The following is a 16,406-nucleotide window of genomic DNA, read 5'->3' as shown; positions in this document are numbered from 1 at the left end:
TTTAAAATTCACTTTTACCAGTGGATTTATTTAGTGTACCATTTTTTAAGAAAATTTTAAATAGCTATTGAAAAAAATTTAATCTAAGGTTTCTTTTTTAAGTCTCTTATTGCTAAGTTGACGACATTGATAGAGCGCTTAGTTATAGAATGATGGAAAAGTCTGATAATATGTATTATTTAGAAGCTCAAAAGGTTTATGAAAGCATGAATGATAAAAAAAATAAAAATTATGATTCAGTGCTTTATGATGCAATGTACTATAAGGATCTAAAAGAGTATGGAAAGGCTTTAAATATTATTAATTTAATACTTAAAGAAGATAATAAAAATGAAGATGCTATTAAAGCTAAAATAAGAATAATTAAAGAACTTAAAAATAAAAATCTTTAAATTAAAATATGAATATAAAAAGCTTAAAGAATTTAATACTGAAGAATTTTTACCTTGTGTTAAGACTTCTATTGATGAAATTATGAAGGAAATAGATGAAATATCTAAAGAAGAATTTAAATCTAATGAAGTAAAGGTTTTAAATGATTATTTTTTTAAGAATGATCATTTTGTAGAGAAATTTAAGGAAAGAATAAAAGGAGTAATAGTGCAACACCATGGAAAACTTGAATATGGATCTCCAATTCAACCTAGAAGTGAAGAAAGTTATATTGTTCATTATGCAGCAATGAATAAAATAAAGATTGTAGGTGAAGGTGTTCCTGAAGGTGAATGGAGTAGATATGATAATAGAATTAAAGGTAAGTTGTATTTATAGTTTGATATAATTATTAAGAACTTAAGGTATAAAAGAAGAAAATATGTACATACTAGTTAATGACCGAAAGGTTACGTGGGTTATGGCTGATGGCATTTTTGCCATTGGCTTTTTTGTTATACTAAATACCTATCTAATTATTTATTACTCTATTTTGTAGGTAAGCTATTGTAAATGAGACAAGAATTGTATACTATAAAACTATACACGAATTATTATTTTTTGTAAGAATATTAATAATAATGAAAAAAATAATAAAGGGACTAAGTTGAATAATTTTGGTATAAGAAACAGGAAAAACATTACAATATTCGTATTATAAAAAGATTTTTCAAAAATAATGTTCGCTGTATAACGAATAATAATAAAAAAATAAACAATAATATTGACAACGTACTTCGGCGGTGTTAATCTTATCATATAAGGACGAAAAATAAAATATATATAATAATAAATATTCGCATTTTAGTAGTTGCTTGGAGGTATTTAAATGTCAAATATCAGATGCATTTATGTTGAAAAGAAAAAAGGATTTGATGTTGAAGCAAAAGGTTTATTAAATGATTTTAAGAGAAATCTTAGAATTGAAAAACTAGAAGGGGTAAGACTTATAAACAAATATACATTAGGAGAAGTAAAGGAAGAATATTATAAAAAAGCTTTAAATACAATATTCTCAGAACCAACAGTTGATAATGTATATGAAGAAGAGTTTCCATTAGAAAAAGAAGAAAAGGCTTTTGGAGTTGAATTTTTACCTGGTCAATATGATCAAAGAGCAGATTCAGCATCTCAATGTTTTCAACTTTTAACTACTGAAGATAAGGTAGATGTTAAGTCTTCAAAAATAGTAGTTCTTCAAGGAAATTTATCACAAGATGAAGTGGATAAAATAAAAGGTTACTATATAAATCCAGTAGATTCAAAGGAAGTTGATATAAAGGCAAGAGAATTAAGTTCTCCAACCACATCACCTCAAGATGTTCAAATCTTAAATGGGTTTACTAATAAAAATGATGAAGAGTTAAAAGATTTTATTAAAGAACAAGGCTTAGCAATGAGCTTAGAAGATTTAATAATGATTAGAGATTACTTCAAAAATGATGAAAATAGAGACCCAAGTATAACTGAAATAAAAGTTATAGATACATACTGGTCAGATCACTGTAGACACACAACATTCTCAACTTCTATAAAAGAGGTTACCATTCAAGAAAATAAATTCACAGTTCCAATTAAAAAAAGTTATGAAGCATACATAAATGCAAGAGAATATGTATACGGAAAAGATACAAATAGAAATATAACATTAATGGATCTAGCAGTAATTGCTATGAAGGAAATGAGAAAGAAAGGTTATTTAGATGACCTAGATATTTCAGATGAAATTAATGCTTGTTCAATAAACATAAAGGTTGAAACAAATGAAGGTCTTAAAGATTACTTATTAATGTTTAAGAATGAAACTCACAACCATCCAACAGAAATTGAACCTTTTGGTGGAGCAGCAACTTGTCTTGGTGGGGCAATAAGAGACCCATTATCAGGAAGAACTTTCGTTTATCAAGCAATGAGAGTTACAGGAGCAGCAGATCCAACAGCTCCAGTAGAAGAAACTTTAAAGGGTAAACTTCCACAAAGAACTATTACTTTAGGTGCAGCTCATGGATACAGCTCATATGGTAACCAAATAGGTCTTGCAACTGGTCAAGTAGCAGAAATTTATCATCCAAATTATGTTGCTAAAAGAATGGAAGTTGGAGCAGTTATAGCAGCAGCTCCAAAGGAAAATGTAAGAAGAGAAGAACCTACCTTAGGTGATGTAGTTATTCTTCTTGGAGGAAGAACAGGACGTGATGGTGTTGGTGGAGCAACAGGATCATCAAAAGAACACACTATGGATTCAATAAATGAATGTGGTGCAGAAGTTCAAAAAGGAAATGCTCCAACAGAAAGAAAACTTCAAAGATTATTTAGAAACAAAGAAGCAACTCAAATGATTAAGAGATGTAATGATTTTGGTGCAGGTGGTGTTTCTGTAGCTATTGGAGAATTATGTGACGGACTTCACATTGATTTAGATAAAGTACCTAAAAAGTATGAAGGGCTTGATGGAACTGAACTTGCTGTTTCAGAATCTCAAGAAAGAATGGCAGTTGTAGTTTCTGAAACTGACGCTGAAAGATTTATTGAACTTGCAATAGAAGAAAACTTAGAAGCAGTAATAGTTGCAAATGTAACTGATGATGCAAGACTTAAACTTTTCTGGAGAGGAAAAAATATAGTTAACATTAAGAGAAGCTTCCTTGATACAAACGGAGCTACTCAAGAAACAGATTTAGTAGTTACAGCTCCAATGGAATATCCTTTTGCAGTTAGTGAAGATACTGATGTAAAGACTAAGTGGATTGAAAATCTTAAAGATTTAAATGTAGCTTCTCAAAAAGGTTTAGTTGAAAGATTTGACTCGACTATCGGAGCTAATACAGTGCTTATGCCATTTGGTGGTAAGTATGCAAAAACACCAGCAGAAGGTATGGCAGCTAAGATACCAGTATTCTACGGAACAAGTAATGATGCATCTTTAATGACATTTGGTTTTAATCCATACTTTGGTGAATGGAGTCCATATCACATGGCATTCTATTCAGTAATTGAATCAATATCAAAGCTTGCAGCTATGGGTGGAGATTATAGAAGAGCAAGACTTACTTTCCAAGAATATTTTGAAAGAATGGAAAAAGAAAAACCTGAAAAATGGGGTAAACCATTTGCAGCACTTCTTGGAGCATTAAAGGCTCAAGAAGATTTAAAGATTGCAGCAATTGGAGGAAAAGATTCAATGTCTGGAACATTTGAAAACATTGATGTACCACCAAGTCTTGTATCTTTTGCAGTAGGTTATGAAAAAGCAGATAGAATTATAAGTCCAGAATTTAAATCAGAATTAGGTGACTTAGTATTACTTCAAGCTGAAAAACTTGATGATGGTTTAATTGATATGGATAAGTTTAAGAAAAACCTTGAAGTTTTATATGACATGATAGGAAGAAAAGAAATTCTTGCAGCTTCAGCAATTAAGTTTGGTGGTGTAGCAGCAGCAGTTACTAAAATGTGTTTAGGAAATAGATTAGGAGCAGAACTTGATAACTTAACTAAGGAAGATTTATTTGACTTTAGTTATGGATCAATATTACTTCAAGTAAGCTCTAATGTAGATATAGAAAAAGCCTTCAGTGGATGCGTTTATAAGAAGGTTGGTAAGGTAACTAAAGAAGAAGTAATTAAGTGTAATAAATACGATGTTGAACTTAACCTTTCAGATTTAGATAAAGCCTTAGATGAAAAACTTGATTCTGTATTTAAAATAAAAACAGAGGACGTAAATGATAAAGTTGATGTTAAATTGTTTGAAGAAAGATCAAAATTAACTCCTAAGGTTAAAATTGAAAAACCACTTGTAGTTATTCCAGTATTCCCTGGAACAAACTGTGAAGATGACTGTACTAAAGCATTCTTAAAGGAAGGTGCTGAAGTTAAGCAAGTATTAATTAGAAACCTTACTAAGGAAACATTAAATAAATCAATAGAAAATCTAGAAAAAGCTATAAGAAAAGCTCAAATAGTTATGATTCCTGGTGGCTTCTCAGCAGGTGATGAACCAGATGGATCAGCTAAGTTTATAGCTACTGTATTTAGAAATGAAAAGATTAAAGATGCAGTTACAGATCTTCTTGAAAATAGAGATGGATTAATGCTTGGTATTTGTAACGGCTTCCAGGCACTAATTAAATTAGGACTAGTTCCTTATGGTAAGATATGCGATATTACAGAAGATATGGCAACACTTACTTATAACAATATAGATAGACATATGTCATCAATGATTAGAACAAGAATTACATCAGTTAAGTCACCATGGCTTAGTGAAGTAAATGCTGGTGATGTTCATTCAATTCCAATATCACATGGTGAAGGAAGATTTATAGCACCAGAAAGTCTATTAAAAGAATTAGAAGAAAATGGACAAATAGTAACTCAATATGTTGATTTTAATAACAATGTAACTTTAAATATGCCAGAAAATCCAAATGGATCAGCACTTGGAATAGAAGGTATTACAAGCCCTGATGGAAGAGTATTAGGTAAAATGGGACACTCAGAAAGAATAGGTAAAAACCTTTATAAGAATGTTCCAGGAGAATTTGACCAAAAGCTTTTCAAGGCTGGAGTTAATTACTTTAGAAAATAAGATGGGGGTCTTAAAAAATGAAAGTAGCAATTATTTTTGGAAGTAAGTCAGATATAGATGTAATGAAGGGAGCAGCAAATGCTTTAAAGGAATATGATGTTGATTACAAAGCTTATGTTTTATCAGCGCATAGAGTTCCTGAAAAACTTACTGAAACAATAAAAGAGGTAGAAAAGGAAGGTTGTCAGGTTATTATTGCTGGTGCAGGTTTAGCTGCACATCTTCCTGGAGTAATAGCTTCTCAAACTACAATGCCTGTAATAGGTGTTCCAGTAAAAGCAGCTTTAGATGGAATGGATGCACTTTTATCAATAGTACAGATGCCAAAATCAATACCAGTTGCAACTGTTGGAATTAACAACAGTTACAATGCGGGAATGTTAGCAGTTCAAATGTTATCATTGCAAGATGAAAACATTAAAAATAAATTAAATGAAAAAAGAATAGAAATGAAGAAAAAATTCATTGCTGAAAACGGGGAAGGAGTAGAACTATAATGGAAAAGAAAGAAATGTTATATGAAGGAAAAGCAAAGAAGGTATATGCAACAGATAAAGCAGATGAGGTAATAGTTTATTACAAAGATGATGCAACAGCATTTAATGGAGAAAAGAAAGCTCAAATAAGCAATAAAGGTGTTTTAAATAATGCAATTACTTCAAGCATTTTTGAAATGTTAAAGGCTAATGGTATTAAAACTCACTTTGTTGAAAAGTTAAATGAAAGAGAACAACTTTGTAAGAAGGTAGAAATAGTTCCTTTAGAAGTTATAGTTAGAAATGTAGCAGCTGGTTCAATGGCTAAGAGATTAGGCCTTGAAGAAGGTACTCCTTTAAAGACTACAGTATTTGAAATATCTTATAAAGATGACGCTTTAGGAGATCCGCTAGTAAATGATTATCATGCAGTAGCAATAGGAGCTACAACTTTTGAAGAATTAAATACAATTTACGAAATGACAGGTAAGATAAATGAATTATTAAAAGAATTCTTCTTAAAATTAAATATCAATTTAATTGACTTCAAGATTGAATTTGGACGTTATAATGGAGAAATTCTTCTAGCTGATGAAATTTCACCTGACACTTGTAGATTCTGGGATGCTACAACTGGTGAAAAATTAGACAAAGATAGATTCAGAAGAGATCTTGGAAATGTAGAAGGTGCTTACGTAGAAATCTTAAACAGAATTAAAGGGGACAAATAATGATTAAGGCAGATTTTGATTTAATTTTAGATCCAAGTCTAGGTAAATTTAAGGATGAATGTGGTGTTTTCGGAGTTTACTCTGAAACACCTATGGATGTGGCTGGTATGACTTACTATGGCCTTTATGCACTTCAACATAGAGGCCAAGAAAGTGCAGGTATTGCAGTAGCAGATGGCGAAACTATCCAAATGCATAAAGGCCTAGGGCTTATAACAGAAGCTTTTGCTAATTCAGAAGACTTAAAGAAACTTAAAGGAAATATAGCAATAGGTCATGTAAGATATTCAACTACAGGAGCAAATACTGTAGAAAACTCACAACCTCTACTTGCAAACTCAAAGCTTGGACCAATATCTTTAGCACATAATGGAAACCTTGTTAATGCAGATGTTATAAAAGAGCTTCTAGAAGAAGGAGGACATATTTTCCACACTTCAATAGATTCAGAAGTTATAGCAACTTTAATTGCAAGAGGTGCTAAAAAAGGTCTTGAACAAGCAGTAGTTGATGCAATGCAAGCTATTAGAGGAAGCTTTGCAATGGTTATTATATCAAAGGATAAATTAATAGGGGCAAGAGATCCTCATGGAATAAGACCTCTTTGCATAGGTAAGTCAGGAGATGCTTATATTTTAGCTTCAGAAAGTGTTGCACTAGATGCTGTTGGAGCAGAATTTATAAGAGATGTAAAACCAGGTGAAATGGTTACTATAGATAAGGATGGTATAAAATCTTATCAATATTCTGAAGATGCAGGTTGTCAAACATGTGCATTTGAGTACATATATTTTGCAAGACCTGATTCTAAAATTGATGGATTAGATGTTTATTCTACAAGAGTAAAATCAGGAGAACAATTATATGCTGAAAACCCAATAGAAGCAGATATAGTAGCTGCAGTTCCAGACTCAGGAATACCAGCTGCTATAGGATATTCAAAGGCTTCAGGAATTCCTTATGGAATAGCCTTTGTTAAAAATAGATATGTAGGAAGAACATTTATTACTCCTTCTCAAGAATTAAGAGAAAAAGCAGTATCAGTTAAGCTTAATCCTTTAAAGGTTAATGTAAAGGGAAAGAGAGTAATTATAATAGATGACTCAATAGTTAGAGGTACAACTTCTAAACATTTAGTTGATGCCTTAAGAGATGCAGGAGCTACAGAGGTCCATTTCTTAGTTGCTTCACCTCCAGTTAAGTTCCCTTGTTATTTTGGAATTGATACTCCATATAGAAGTGAACTTATAGGTGCTAATTATAGCATTCCTGAAATAGGAGAAATGATTGGTGCAGATTCTATTGGCTATTTAAGCATGGAAGGAATGTACAAGGCATTTACAGGTAAAAAAGGTTTCTGTGTAGGATGCTTTAATGGAGTTTATCCAGTAGCAACACCTATAGAAACATCTAAAGATCATCTTGAAAGGTAGTGTATTTAAAATGATAAGTTACAAAGAATCAGGAGTTAATATAGAAGAAGGATACAGATCAGTTAAGCTTATAAAGGAATATGCAGCCAGAACAATGAGCAATCTTGTTTTAAATGGCCTTGGAAGCTTTGCAGGTATGATTGAACTTCCAGAAGGTTACAAAAAACCAGTTTTAATATCAGGAACTGATGGAGTTGGAACTAAACTTGCTATTGCATGTAAAAAGAAAAAGTACGATACAGTTGGTATTGACTGTGTTGCTATGTGTGTAAATGATATTTTATGCCATGGAGCAAAGCCTCTATTCTTCTTAGATTACATAGCATGTGGAAAGCTTGAAGCAGAAGTTTCAGCAGACCTTGTTAAGGGAGTAAGTGAAGGATGTCTTCAATCTGATTGTGCATTAATTGGTGGAGAAACTGCTGAAATGCCAGGTTTCTATCAAGAAGGAGATTATGATATAGCAGGATTTGCAGTAGGTGTTGCAGATAAGGATAAGATAATAGACGGTTCAAAAATAAAAAAGGGAGACAAATTAATAGGTATTGCCTTTTCAGGAATTCATTCAAATGGATATTCATTAGTAAGAAAATTATTTACTGATCTTGATATGAAATTTGAAGGAGAAGAGGTATGGAAAACACTTATTACTCCAACTAAGATATATGTAAAACCAGTACTTAAGCTATTAGAAAACTTTGAAATTAAAGGTATGGCTCATGTAACAGGTGGCGGATTTATAGAAAATGTTCCAAGAATGTTTAACGGAAGAGATCTTACAGCAGTAATAAATAAGGATAGTTATCCAGTGCCAAAGATCTTTGACAAAATGGTTGAAATGGGAGCTGATAGCAGCTTAATGTATAACACATTTAATATGGGAATTGGATTTGTTTTAGCAGTAGATGAAAAAGACGCAGAAGGCGTAATTAAAATGCTAGAAGAAAGCGGAGAAAAAGCCTACGAAATCGGATATGTAGAAGATGGAGGCGAAGGTGTTTGTTTAAAATAGCAGTATTAGTTTCTGGCGGAGGAACTGATTTTCAATCCATAATAGATGCAGTTGAAAATGGGGCAATTAAAAACTGCAGTATTGAGATGGTTATTTCAAGCTCTGAAAAGGCTTATGCATTAGAAAGAGCTAAAAAACATAACATCAAAAGCTATGTAGTAACTAAAAAAGAATACGGAGATAAGCAGTGCCAAAAAATATTAGAATTAACTAAAGGAAAAGTGGATTTAATAGTATTAGCTGGATTTTTATCAATTCTAAATGGGGAGTTATTAAACTGCTTTAGCAATAAGATAATAAATATTCATCCCTCTTTAATTCCTTCTTTCTGTGGACCAGGTATGTATGGAATGAAGGTTCATGAAAAGGCAATAGAAAAGGGCGTAAAATATTCAGGATGTACTGTTCACTTTGTAAATAACGAAGTGGACGGTGGGGCTATAATTGATCAAGAAATTGTACCAGTATTCTTTGAAGATACTGCGGAAGATCTTCAAAAAAGAATATTAGAAAAAGAACATATTTTATTACCTAAGGTTGTTGGACTTATGGCTGAAGGTAAGGTTAAATTAATTGATAATAAAGTGAAAATTGAAGAATAGATTAAGTGGTTTAGAGGAGGCTTTTGTTTTGAAGAAGAGAGCGTTAATCAGTGTATTTTATAAAGATGGGGTAGTTGAATTTGCAAAATTTCTAGAAGCTAAAGGTGTTGAAATAATATCTACAGGCGGAACATATAGAGTATTAAAAGAAAATGGAGTTAATTGTATCGAAGTTAATGAAGTTAAAGATTTTCCAGAAATGCTAGATGGAAGAGTTAAAACTTTACATCCATTTATCCATGGTGGAATTTTAGCTATGAGATCTAATGACGAACATATGAAAACAATAGAAGAACATAAGATACATCCAATTGATTTTGTAGTTGTAAATCTTTATCCATTCTTCGAAAAGGTTAAAGAAGAAGGACTTTCATTCCAAGAAAAAGTTGAGTTTATCGATATTGGTGGACCAACTATGCTAAGAGCTGCAGCTAAGAATTTCCAAGATGTAACTGTTATATCAGATCAAAATGATTATAAAAAGGTTATGGAAGAAATAGAAGAATGTGGTGAAGTTTCTTACAAAACTAAGAAGAGACTAGCAGGAAAAGTATTTAATTTAATGGGAGCTTATGATTCTGCCATTGCTAACTTTATGTTAGATGATGAAGAAGATGAATATCCAGAATACTTATCAGTATCATTTAGAAAGAAACAAGGATTAAGATATGGAGAAAACTCTCATCAAAGTGCTGCTTTCTATGAAAGTACAATAGTAGATGGAGCAATGAATACTTTTGATATCTTAAATGGTAAAGAATTATCATATAACAACTTTAAGGATATGGATATAGCTTGGAAATGTGCTAATGAATATGATGAACCAAGCTGTTGTGCATTAAAGCATAATACACCATGTGGAGTTGCAATAGGAAAGACTCCTTATGAAGCATATACAAAGGCTTATAATGTTGACCCAACTTCAATTTTTGGTGGAATAGTTGCATTTAACAGAAAGGTTGATAAGGCTACAGCTGAAGAAATGGTTAAAATATTCCTAGAGGTTATTGCGGCACCAGATTATGATGATGATGCATTAGAAGTATTAAAAACTAAGAAGAATCTAAGAGTATTAAGAGTACATCATAAACCTCAAGACAAGAGATACATGGTTACAGTAGATGGTGGTATCCTTGTTCAAGAAGAAGATAAAAAGCTAATAGATGAAATTAAGGTTGTAACTGAAAAGAAACCAACTGAAAAGGAAATGAAAGATTTATTATTTGCTATGAAGGCTGTTAAGTATGTTAAATCAAATGCCATAGTAGTTGCAAATGATGAAGTAGCTTTAGGTATTGGTGGAGGTCAAGTAAATAGAATCTGGCCAGCTCAGGATGCTTTAGAAAGAGGCAAGGGAGCGACAGTTCTAGCTTCAGATGCATTCTTCCCATTTAGAGATATAGTTGATACTGCAGCTAAATATGGAATTAAGGCAATTATTCAACCAGGTGGATCAATTAGAGATCAAGAATCTATTGATGCATGTAATGAACATGGAATAGCAATGATATTTACTGGTCTTAGACATTTCAAACACTAATTAATAGAAAGTCATATAGAGATATATATTTAACTATATATCTCTATTATTTTAGGAGGTAATCATTTATGAATCTTTTACTTATAGGTTCGGGGGGAAGAGAACACGCTATAGCTTGGAAGTTAGCTCAAAGCCCAAAAGTTAATAAAATATATGTTGCACCAGGTAATGGAGGAACAGCTGTAGAAAATAAATGTGAAAATGTTAATATAGCAGATATAAAAGAATTAGCAGCCTTTGCTAAAGAAAAGGATATTTACTTAACTGTTGTTGGTCCTGAAGTTCCATTAGTAGATGGAATAGTTGATGAATTTAAAGCAGAAGGTTTAAGAATCTTTGGGCCAGATAAAAGAGGAGCAGCTCTAGAAGGAAGTAAGAGTTTTTCAAAGGCCTTCATGAAAAAATATGGAGTTAAAACAGCTGAGTATGGAGAATTTACAGATGCTGCTGAAGCTAAGAAATATCTCGATACTTGCGAATATCCAATAGTTATTAAAGCTGATGGATTAGCTGCAGGTAAAGGTGTTGAAATCTGCGAAACAAAGGAAGATGCTTATAAAGCTATTGATTCTTTCATGTTAGATGATGTATTTGATGGAGCAGGTCTTAAAGTTGTAATTGAAGAGTTCTTAGAAGGTGTAGAAGCTTCAATCCTTTCGATTTGTGATGGTAAGACAATAATTCCATTTAAGTCAGCTAAAGACCACAAACAAATTTATGATGGTGGTAAAGGACCAAATACAGGAGGAATGGGAGCTATATGTCCAAATCCTTTTGTAGATGAAGCTGTTTTAAAGGATTTTGAAGAAAATATTTCAAAGAACACTTTAAAGGGAATTCAAGAAGAAGGCTTTGAGTATAAGGGAATTATATTCTTTGGTTTAATGATAACTAAGAAGGGTACTTATTTATTAGAATACAATGTAAGAATGGGAGATCCTGAAACTCAAAGTGTATTATCTATGATGGATAGTGACCTTTTTGAACTTATAGAAGCTGCTATGGATGAAAAACTTAATGAATTTGAAGTTAAGTGGAAAGAAGGAGTATGCATAAATGTTGTACTAGCATCAAAGGGATATCCTAGGAGCTATAATAAGGGATATGAAATAACTATTGATGATAGCATAAGAAATGAAGTATTCATGGCTGGAGTTAAGGCAGATGATGGTAAGTTATTAACTAATGGTGGAAGAGTTTTATCTGTTATAGGACAAGGTAAAACAGTTATGGAAGCTAGAGAAAAGGCTTATGAAAATGTTAAGAAAGTAAACTTTAAGGATTCTTATAATAGAACTGATATTGGAATTTTTAAATAAATGATAAAGAGAGGTAGGGTATCCTGCCTCTTTTGTTTTACAATAAAATAAGCAAATGGTATTTTAATTTTTTACCTATAGACCTGTATAAAATTTCGTCAATAACGAGGACTAATTGTTACAGGCTTTTTGTTATGCAAGTTCATAAGAGTACGTTAAAAAATAAAAAATATTACCGGAAATTTTTGTTTCCAGTAATATTTTTTAGATAATCAATTTATTTATACAAACTTATCTGTTGTTTATTTTAGTGTATACTTTCTTTAAAGGAAAATTTATTAAACATTAAAATAGTTAATGAAAGTATACTCCATGTTAATAAGTATGAATAGTAATAATATTTATTAAGATATAATATTATTGCTGCTAAAGAGATTATTAATAAATTAATAAAGCCTTTTCTTCTATTTTGCATAATAAGCTTTGGCTTTGTTAAAGGCATATTTTTATTTATAATAGGTGCTTGATGATATATTGAAAAATAACTAGATACAATAATAATAAGTAATGAATTAAATTTTAACGTGCAGTCATTGCTTATTATTATGATTAGTGACACTATAATAATAGTAGTAAGAAAGCATCTAAATTGGCTATTTTCATGGTAACCACCTATAAAAGGTCTAGTTAAATACAGACTGGTTAAAACAATAACTGAATCAAGAAAATGTCCTAATGAATAAAAAAGGATTGAACAACCTATGAATTTTAATAATTCAAAGGTTAAAACTTTCAGTGAATATGCCATAATACTTTTTTCATCGCTACTATAATTATTTTCGCAAATAAAATCTACAAAATTATCGCATAATTTTCTTATCATAAGTACTAATCCCTTCTAAATTAAAGTATGTATAATTTTTTTGAGTATAATTATCTAGATTTTTTTAGAGCTTCAGGCATTTTTTCTATGCCATATGCACCAATTGAAACAGTATTTTTAGATATTATATTATCAGAATATTTTTTTAAAATATTTGATAAAGTTTCTTTTATACCCATATATTTTTCACTCCTTTCTTTTAAATTATAAATTCATTATACAACCATAAAATACAAAAAACAACAGTTTATACAATAAAAGATAAAAATTCAATAAAATATTCTTTGGATATTACTTATTTAAACAGTGTGTGATTAACTTTTTTAGATATATGAAAAAAAAAACGGTATTTATGGTATAATCATTTATACTCAAAATATATAGAAAAGAGAGAAGTGCATGAGAAATTTAAAATTAGAAAAGTCAATTAAAAAAATAGATAGAGATATGGAAGCATTAAAAATTGCTAAGAAATATCTATCTAATCATGATGAAATTGAACAAATAAGAAAAGAACTAAATGAAGAAAGACAAACTTTAGCAACTGAATTATATTCAGAAGATGATGGAAGTCATGTTGAAGCTATGGTAGTACTTGCAGAGCTTATAGGGAAAAAACTTAATGCAGATGAACAAAAAGAGTTATTAGCTGACATAAAAGATATCTATGGAAGAAATTTACCTAACCCTTCAAAAGAAAGCAGTGGATTAAATGCATGGCTTAAGTTTATTGATGTAGACTGCACATGGATAGAAGATCCTAAAACAGGATGGGCTGAGCTTGTTATAAACAAAATAAACTAATAATTATTTTGTAAATTAGTATATATGTGAAAAATAAAACATATCCTATAAAGAGTTAATAATGCTTCCTTAGAAGGTGTATATTATATTAATTATATTTTTAATACTAGGCATGTTTTGTATAAGTATATTTACTGATAAAAGAATTAAAATTTTAATAAGTAGGATAAATAAACATTACCATAGTATATTTAAGGGGAAATGCTTATTTATAAAGATATTTCAAGCTTCATTTATCATAATAGATGAAGCTTTAACAATATTAATTATTTATAAATTAGCTGAGAAGGTTATAATTAATTACAATATAGAACTCTTAGGTAAAATTCTTTTATTTATCTTTGGATTTTTTATTGTACATTATACTATAGGTATGGTTCTTCTTTACTATAATGAACATAAGTTTATAAAGAAAGAAGAGGATAGCCTTACAGGAGATTTTCTTTTAAGCTATTTCTTAATTGTAGCATCTATATTTTTTATTCTTACCTTTGATGGGTATATTAAAATCTTTACCTTATCCTTTATTACAGTAGATATTATAAGCTATTTAATTAATGTAAAGCTTATTATTCTATATATGATTGTAGGAAAGAGAAGATACAAAGAAGAGGGTAGGGTAAACAGCTTTTTTATAATTTTTATTTCAGCTATAGTAGTAGTTATTATGCTTATTTTAAATTTATATATTGGAGTTGTTATAGTTAATTCAATATTTTATGAAAGCTTTACAAACTCACCAGGATATTTTGATTTGTTTTATTATACAGTCGTTACCTTTACAACTATTGGCTTTGGAGATATTGTACCTTTAAATGCAGCAGCTAAATTTATGGCTGTATGTATATCAGCTACTAGTATTTTATGTGTTACTATATTCTTGGGTAGTTTGTATTCTTTTAGGGAAAAGAGGTAAAATTTGAAGATAATCCACAAATAATATATAATTATATTGCAAGATTAGTTGTTGGGTACACAAAAAAGTATAAGGGATGACAGAATAATGGAAAAAAGAACAAGACCAAAGCAGATAAAATTTTGGGCTACTGAAGAAGAATTAAAAGAAATAAATAAGAGAGTAAAAGAATCTAAGCTAACTAAACAAGAATATCTTTTAAGAAGTTCATTAAATAAAAAGATTACAGTTATTCCAGGTCTTAAGGAAATTTTACTTGAGCTTAGCAAAGAGGGTAATAATCTTAGTAATTTTTATAGACAGTTAAAAATAAACGGACAAGCTGATGCAGAAAAAATATTAGAAATGCAAGAAAAGCTTAATAATCTTTGGGATTTAATTGATGAAACCTTAAAGGAAGGAAGGGGTGATGAGTAATGGCAGTTATAAAGTGCTTGTCTGGGACTAAAAGTTTAGAGGACATGCTATCATACCTTGAAAATGAAGGAAAGACTTTAGATCATTTAAGAAGTGGTATAAATTGTACTTCCTCAAGAATTTTGACTGAGTTTAGTATAGTAAAGGAAATGTATAATAAACTCAAAGGGAAGCAATATTATCATATTACTCAAGCCTTTAGCCCAGAGGATGATATAACTCCAGAGAAAGCACATGATATAGGAGTTAGGTGGATGGAGGAAAACATACAAGATCATCAAATTTATATAGTAACACATATCGATAGAGATCATATACATAATCACTTTGTTATAAATAGTGTAAATTTTGAAAACGGAAAGAAACTTCAAATAAATCCTAAAAAACTTGAGAAAATGAAAGAAAGTAGCAATAAAATATGTAGAGAAGAGGGGCTTTCCACCATAAACTTAGATAAAAGCTATGGAGATAGTAAAACTGATAAAGAGTATAGGCTAGAAAGCAGTGGAGTAAAGACTTGGAAAAGCTTTTTTAGAGAAAGTATATCTATGTCTTTAGAGCATAGTAGCAATATTTCTGAATTTGTTAATATATTAAAAGATAACTTTGATATAGAAGCAGAATTTACCGATAGAAGTGTGGTATTTAAAAAAGAAGATATAATAATCAGAGGTTCTAAGCTTGGAGGTAGTTATAGCAGAAGTGGTATAATAAAAAGAATTAATTAAATTTAGAATTTAATATTATAATTCCTTAAAGCAAAATAAGTAAGGTAACTTTAACACAAATATAATTTAGATGTAAGTTGATGTTATTGAAGCATTATAAAAGGCTAGTATGTAGTTTATTCTATAAAATGTACCCTATAGAATAGACAATATAAAAAAAGTCTATCCTATAGGGTACTTTTCTGTATAATTAAATAAAAGAAAGTTAGGAGATATATAATGAGCAAAAAATTATTTACACAAGATGAAATAGATATTCTGTCTAAAAATAAATATGTTAGGAATGTAAGTAGCAAAGGAATTACATATAGTGATGAATTTAAAAGGTTATTTATTGTTGAGAATCAGGCCGGAAAATTTCCTAGACAAATTTTTGAGGAATGTGGATTTGATATAAATATTTTAGGAATTAAACGTATAGAATCCAGTTGGAAAAGGTGGCGTTCTGCATTTCGAAGAAATGGAATATCTCAGTTACAGGATACAAGAAAATTCAATACTGGAAGACCAACTGAAAAACATTTATCAATCGAAGAAAAATATGAAAAACTTCAAGCAAAAGTTAAACTTTTAGAGGCGGAG

General features: G+C 30.3%; 17 protein-coding genes. 15 read left to right on the top strand and 2 right to left on the bottom strand.

Going from position 1 to position 16,406, the window contains the following annotated elements; translation table 11 throughout:
• Window positions 1-149: 149 nt before the first annotated feature.
• The 10 genes from BM384_RS18235 to purD all read left to right on the top strand — a co-directional run bounded on the left by BM384_RS18235 (window position 150) and on the right by purD (window position 12,136).
• Window positions 150-392, top strand: a complete 243-nt coding sequence (locus BM384_RS18235) for a hypothetical protein (protein WP_242945998.1) — start codon at window positions 150-152, stop codon at window positions 390-392.
• A gap of 82 nt (window positions 393-474) precedes the next feature.
• Window positions 475-771, top strand: a complete 297-nt coding sequence (locus BM384_RS18230) for a hypothetical protein (protein ID WP_242945997.1) — start codon at window positions 475-477, stop codon at window positions 769-771.
• A 490-nt stretch (window positions 772-1,261) separates the two neighbouring features.
• Window positions 1,262-5,023: a phosphoribosylformylglycinamidine synthase gene (locus tag BM384_RS09385; protein ID WP_090013122.1), complete on the top strand. Its 3,762-nt coding sequence runs from the start codon at window positions 1,262-1,264 to the stop codon at window positions 5,021-5,023.
• A 17-nt stretch (window positions 5,024-5,040) separates the two neighbouring features.
• Window positions 5,041-5,520: a 5-(carboxyamino)imidazole ribonucleotide mutase gene (gene purE, locus BM384_RS09380; protein ID WP_090013120.1), complete on the top strand. Its 480-nt coding sequence runs from the start codon at window positions 5,041-5,043 to the stop codon at window positions 5,518-5,520.
• Window positions 5,520-6,230, top strand: a complete 711-nt coding sequence (gene purC / locus BM384_RS09375) for a phosphoribosylaminoimidazolesuccinocarboxamide synthase (protein ID WP_090013119.1) — start codon at window positions 5,520-5,522, stop codon at window positions 6,228-6,230. Before purE ends, purC begins: the two co-directional genes overlap by 1 nt.
• Entirely contained in the window at window positions 6,230-7,663 is a 1,434-nt protein-coding gene (purF, locus tag BM384_RS09370) for an amidophosphoribosyltransferase (protein WP_090013117.1), read from the top strand. The genes purC and purF overlap by 1 nt, the downstream gene beginning before the upstream one ends.
• A 10-nt stretch (window positions 7,664-7,673) precedes the next feature.
• Complete coding sequence (purM, locus tag BM384_RS09365; RefSeq protein ID WP_090013115.1) at window positions 7,674-8,675, top strand: phosphoribosylformylglycinamidine cyclo-ligase; 1,002 nt, start codon at window positions 7,674-7,676, stop codon at window positions 8,673-8,675.
• Window positions 8,663-9,277, top strand: a complete 615-nt coding sequence (purN, locus tag BM384_RS09360) for a phosphoribosylglycinamide formyltransferase (protein ID WP_090013114.1) — start codon at window positions 8,663-8,665, stop codon at window positions 9,275-9,277. The genes purM and purN overlap by 13 nt, the downstream gene beginning before the upstream one ends.
• A 28-nt stretch (window positions 9,278-9,305) precedes the next feature.
• A complete protein-coding gene (purH, locus tag BM384_RS09355) occupies window positions 9,306-10,817 on the top strand; it encodes a bifunctional phosphoribosylaminoimidazolecarboxamide formyltransferase/IMP cyclohydrolase (RefSeq protein ID WP_090013112.1) in 1,512 nt (503 codons plus the stop codon).
• Window positions 10,818-10,885: 68 nt separating this feature from the next.
• The gene (gene purD, locus BM384_RS09350; RefSeq protein WP_090013111.1) at window positions 10,886-12,136 is read left to right on the top strand and encodes a phosphoribosylamine--glycine ligase; all 1,251 of its coding nucleotides are present in this window, start codon (window positions 10,886-10,888) and stop codon (window positions 12,134-12,136) included.
• 247 nt (window positions 12,137-12,383) lie between these two features.
• On the opposite strand, the gene BM384_RS09345 is transcribed toward purD, so the two are convergent.
• Window positions 12,384-12,959 carry an accessory gene regulator B family protein gene (locus tag BM384_RS09345; protein WP_090013110.1) on the bottom strand — a complete coding sequence of 192 codons (576 nt, stop codon included), beginning with the start codon at window positions 12,957-12,959 and terminating at the stop codon, window positions 12,384-12,386.
• 50 nt (window positions 12,960-13,009) lie between these two features.
• Complete coding sequence (locus BM384_RS17340; protein WP_139232081.1) at window positions 13,010-13,138, bottom strand: cyclic lactone autoinducer peptide; 129 nt, start codon at window positions 13,136-13,138, stop codon at window positions 13,010-13,012.
• A gap of 220 nt (window positions 13,139-13,358) precedes the next feature.
• Here BM384_RS17340 and BM384_RS09340 point away from each other — a divergent pair, with 220 nt between their 5' ends.
• The 5 genes from BM384_RS09340 to BM384_RS09320 form a co-directional block, all read left to right on the top strand.
• On the top strand, window positions 13,359-13,763 hold the full coding sequence (locus BM384_RS09340) for a hypothetical protein (RefSeq protein WP_090013109.1): 405 nt from the start codon (window positions 13,359-13,361) through the stop codon (window positions 13,761-13,763).
• 112 nt (window positions 13,764-13,875) lie between these two features.
• Window positions 13,876-14,679 (top strand): potassium channel family protein, encoded by an 804-nt coding sequence (locus tag BM384_RS09335; protein WP_090013107.1) that lies wholly within the window; start codon window positions 13,876-13,878, stop codon window positions 14,677-14,679.
• A gap of 87 nt (window positions 14,680-14,766) precedes the next feature.
• On the top strand, window positions 14,767-15,096 hold the full coding sequence (locus tag BM384_RS09330; RefSeq protein ID WP_242945996.1) for a plasmid mobilization protein: 330 nt from the start codon (window positions 14,767-14,769) through the stop codon (window positions 15,094-15,096).
• A complete protein-coding gene (locus BM384_RS09325) occupies window positions 15,096-15,824 on the top strand; it encodes a relaxase/mobilization nuclease domain-containing protein (protein WP_090013105.1) in 729 nt (242 codons plus the stop codon). Before BM384_RS09330 ends, BM384_RS09325 begins: the two co-directional genes overlap by 1 nt.
• Window positions 15,825-16,043: 219 nt before the next feature.
• On the top strand, window positions 16,044-16,406 hold a 363-nt coding region (locus BM384_RS09320), incomplete at its 3' end, for an HTH domain-containing protein (RefSeq protein WP_347455061.1).

The sequence above is a fragment of the Clostridium sp. DSM 8431 genome (assembly GCF_900116755.1).
In the GTDB taxonomy this organism is placed as follows: Bacteria; Bacillota; Clostridia; order Clostridiales; family Clostridiaceae; genus Clostridium.
The sequence above is the reverse complement of the archived record's forward strand: the minus strand, read 5'-3'. Positions and strand labels throughout refer to the sequence as shown.

What these genes read in the sequence shown, in the direction of transcription:
- BM384_RS09340 (WP_090013109.1), top strand. Translation starts at nt 13,359, where the DNA reads ATGAGAAATTTAAAATTAGAAAAGTCAATTAAAAAAATAGATAGAGAT.
- purC (WP_090013119.1), top strand. Translation starts at nt 5,520, where the DNA reads ATGGAAAAGAAAGAAATGTTATATGAAGGAAAAGCAAAGAAGGTATAT.
- BM384_RS09345 (WP_090013110.1), bottom strand. Translation starts at nt 12,959, where the DNA reads ATGATAAGAAAATTATGCGATAATTTTGTAGATTTTATTTGCGAAAAT.
- BM384_RS17340 (WP_139232081.1), bottom strand. Translation starts at nt 13,138, where the DNA reads ATGGGTATAAAAGAAACTTTATCAAATATTTTAAAAAAATATTCTGAT.
- purF (WP_090013117.1), top strand. Translation starts at nt 6,230, where the DNA reads ATGATTAAGGCAGATTTTGATTTAATTTTAGATCCAAGTCTAGGTAAA.
- BM384_RS09385 (WP_090013122.1), top strand. Translation starts at nt 1,262, where the DNA reads ATGTCAAATATCAGATGCATTTATGTTGAAAAGAAAAAAGGATTTGAT.
- purE (WP_090013120.1), top strand. Translation starts at nt 5,041, where the DNA reads ATGAAAGTAGCAATTATTTTTGGAAGTAAGTCAGATATAGATGTAATG.
- BM384_RS18235 (WP_242945998.1), top strand. Translation starts at nt 150, where the DNA reads ATGATGGAAAAGTCTGATAATATGTATTATTTAGAAGCTCAAAAGGTT.
- purD (WP_090013111.1), top strand. Translation starts at nt 10,886, where the DNA reads ATGAATCTTTTACTTATAGGTTCGGGGGGAAGAGAACACGCTATAGCT.
- BM384_RS18230 (WP_242945997.1), top strand. Translation starts at nt 475, where the DNA reads ATGAAGGAAATAGATGAAATATCTAAAGAAGAATTTAAATCTAATGAA.
- BM384_RS09330 (WP_242945996.1), top strand. Translation starts at nt 14,767, where the DNA reads ATGGAAAAAAGAACAAGACCAAAGCAGATAAAATTTTGGGCTACTGAA.
- BM384_RS09325 (WP_090013105.1), top strand. Translation starts at nt 15,096, where the DNA reads ATGGCAGTTATAAAGTGCTTGTCTGGGACTAAAAGTTTAGAGGACATG.
- BM384_RS09335 (WP_090013107.1), top strand. Translation starts at nt 13,876, where the DNA reads ATGTTTTGTATAAGTATATTTACTGATAAAAGAATTAAAATTTTAATA.
- purM (WP_090013115.1), top strand. Translation starts at nt 7,674, where the DNA reads ATGATAAGTTACAAAGAATCAGGAGTTAATATAGAAGAAGGATACAGA.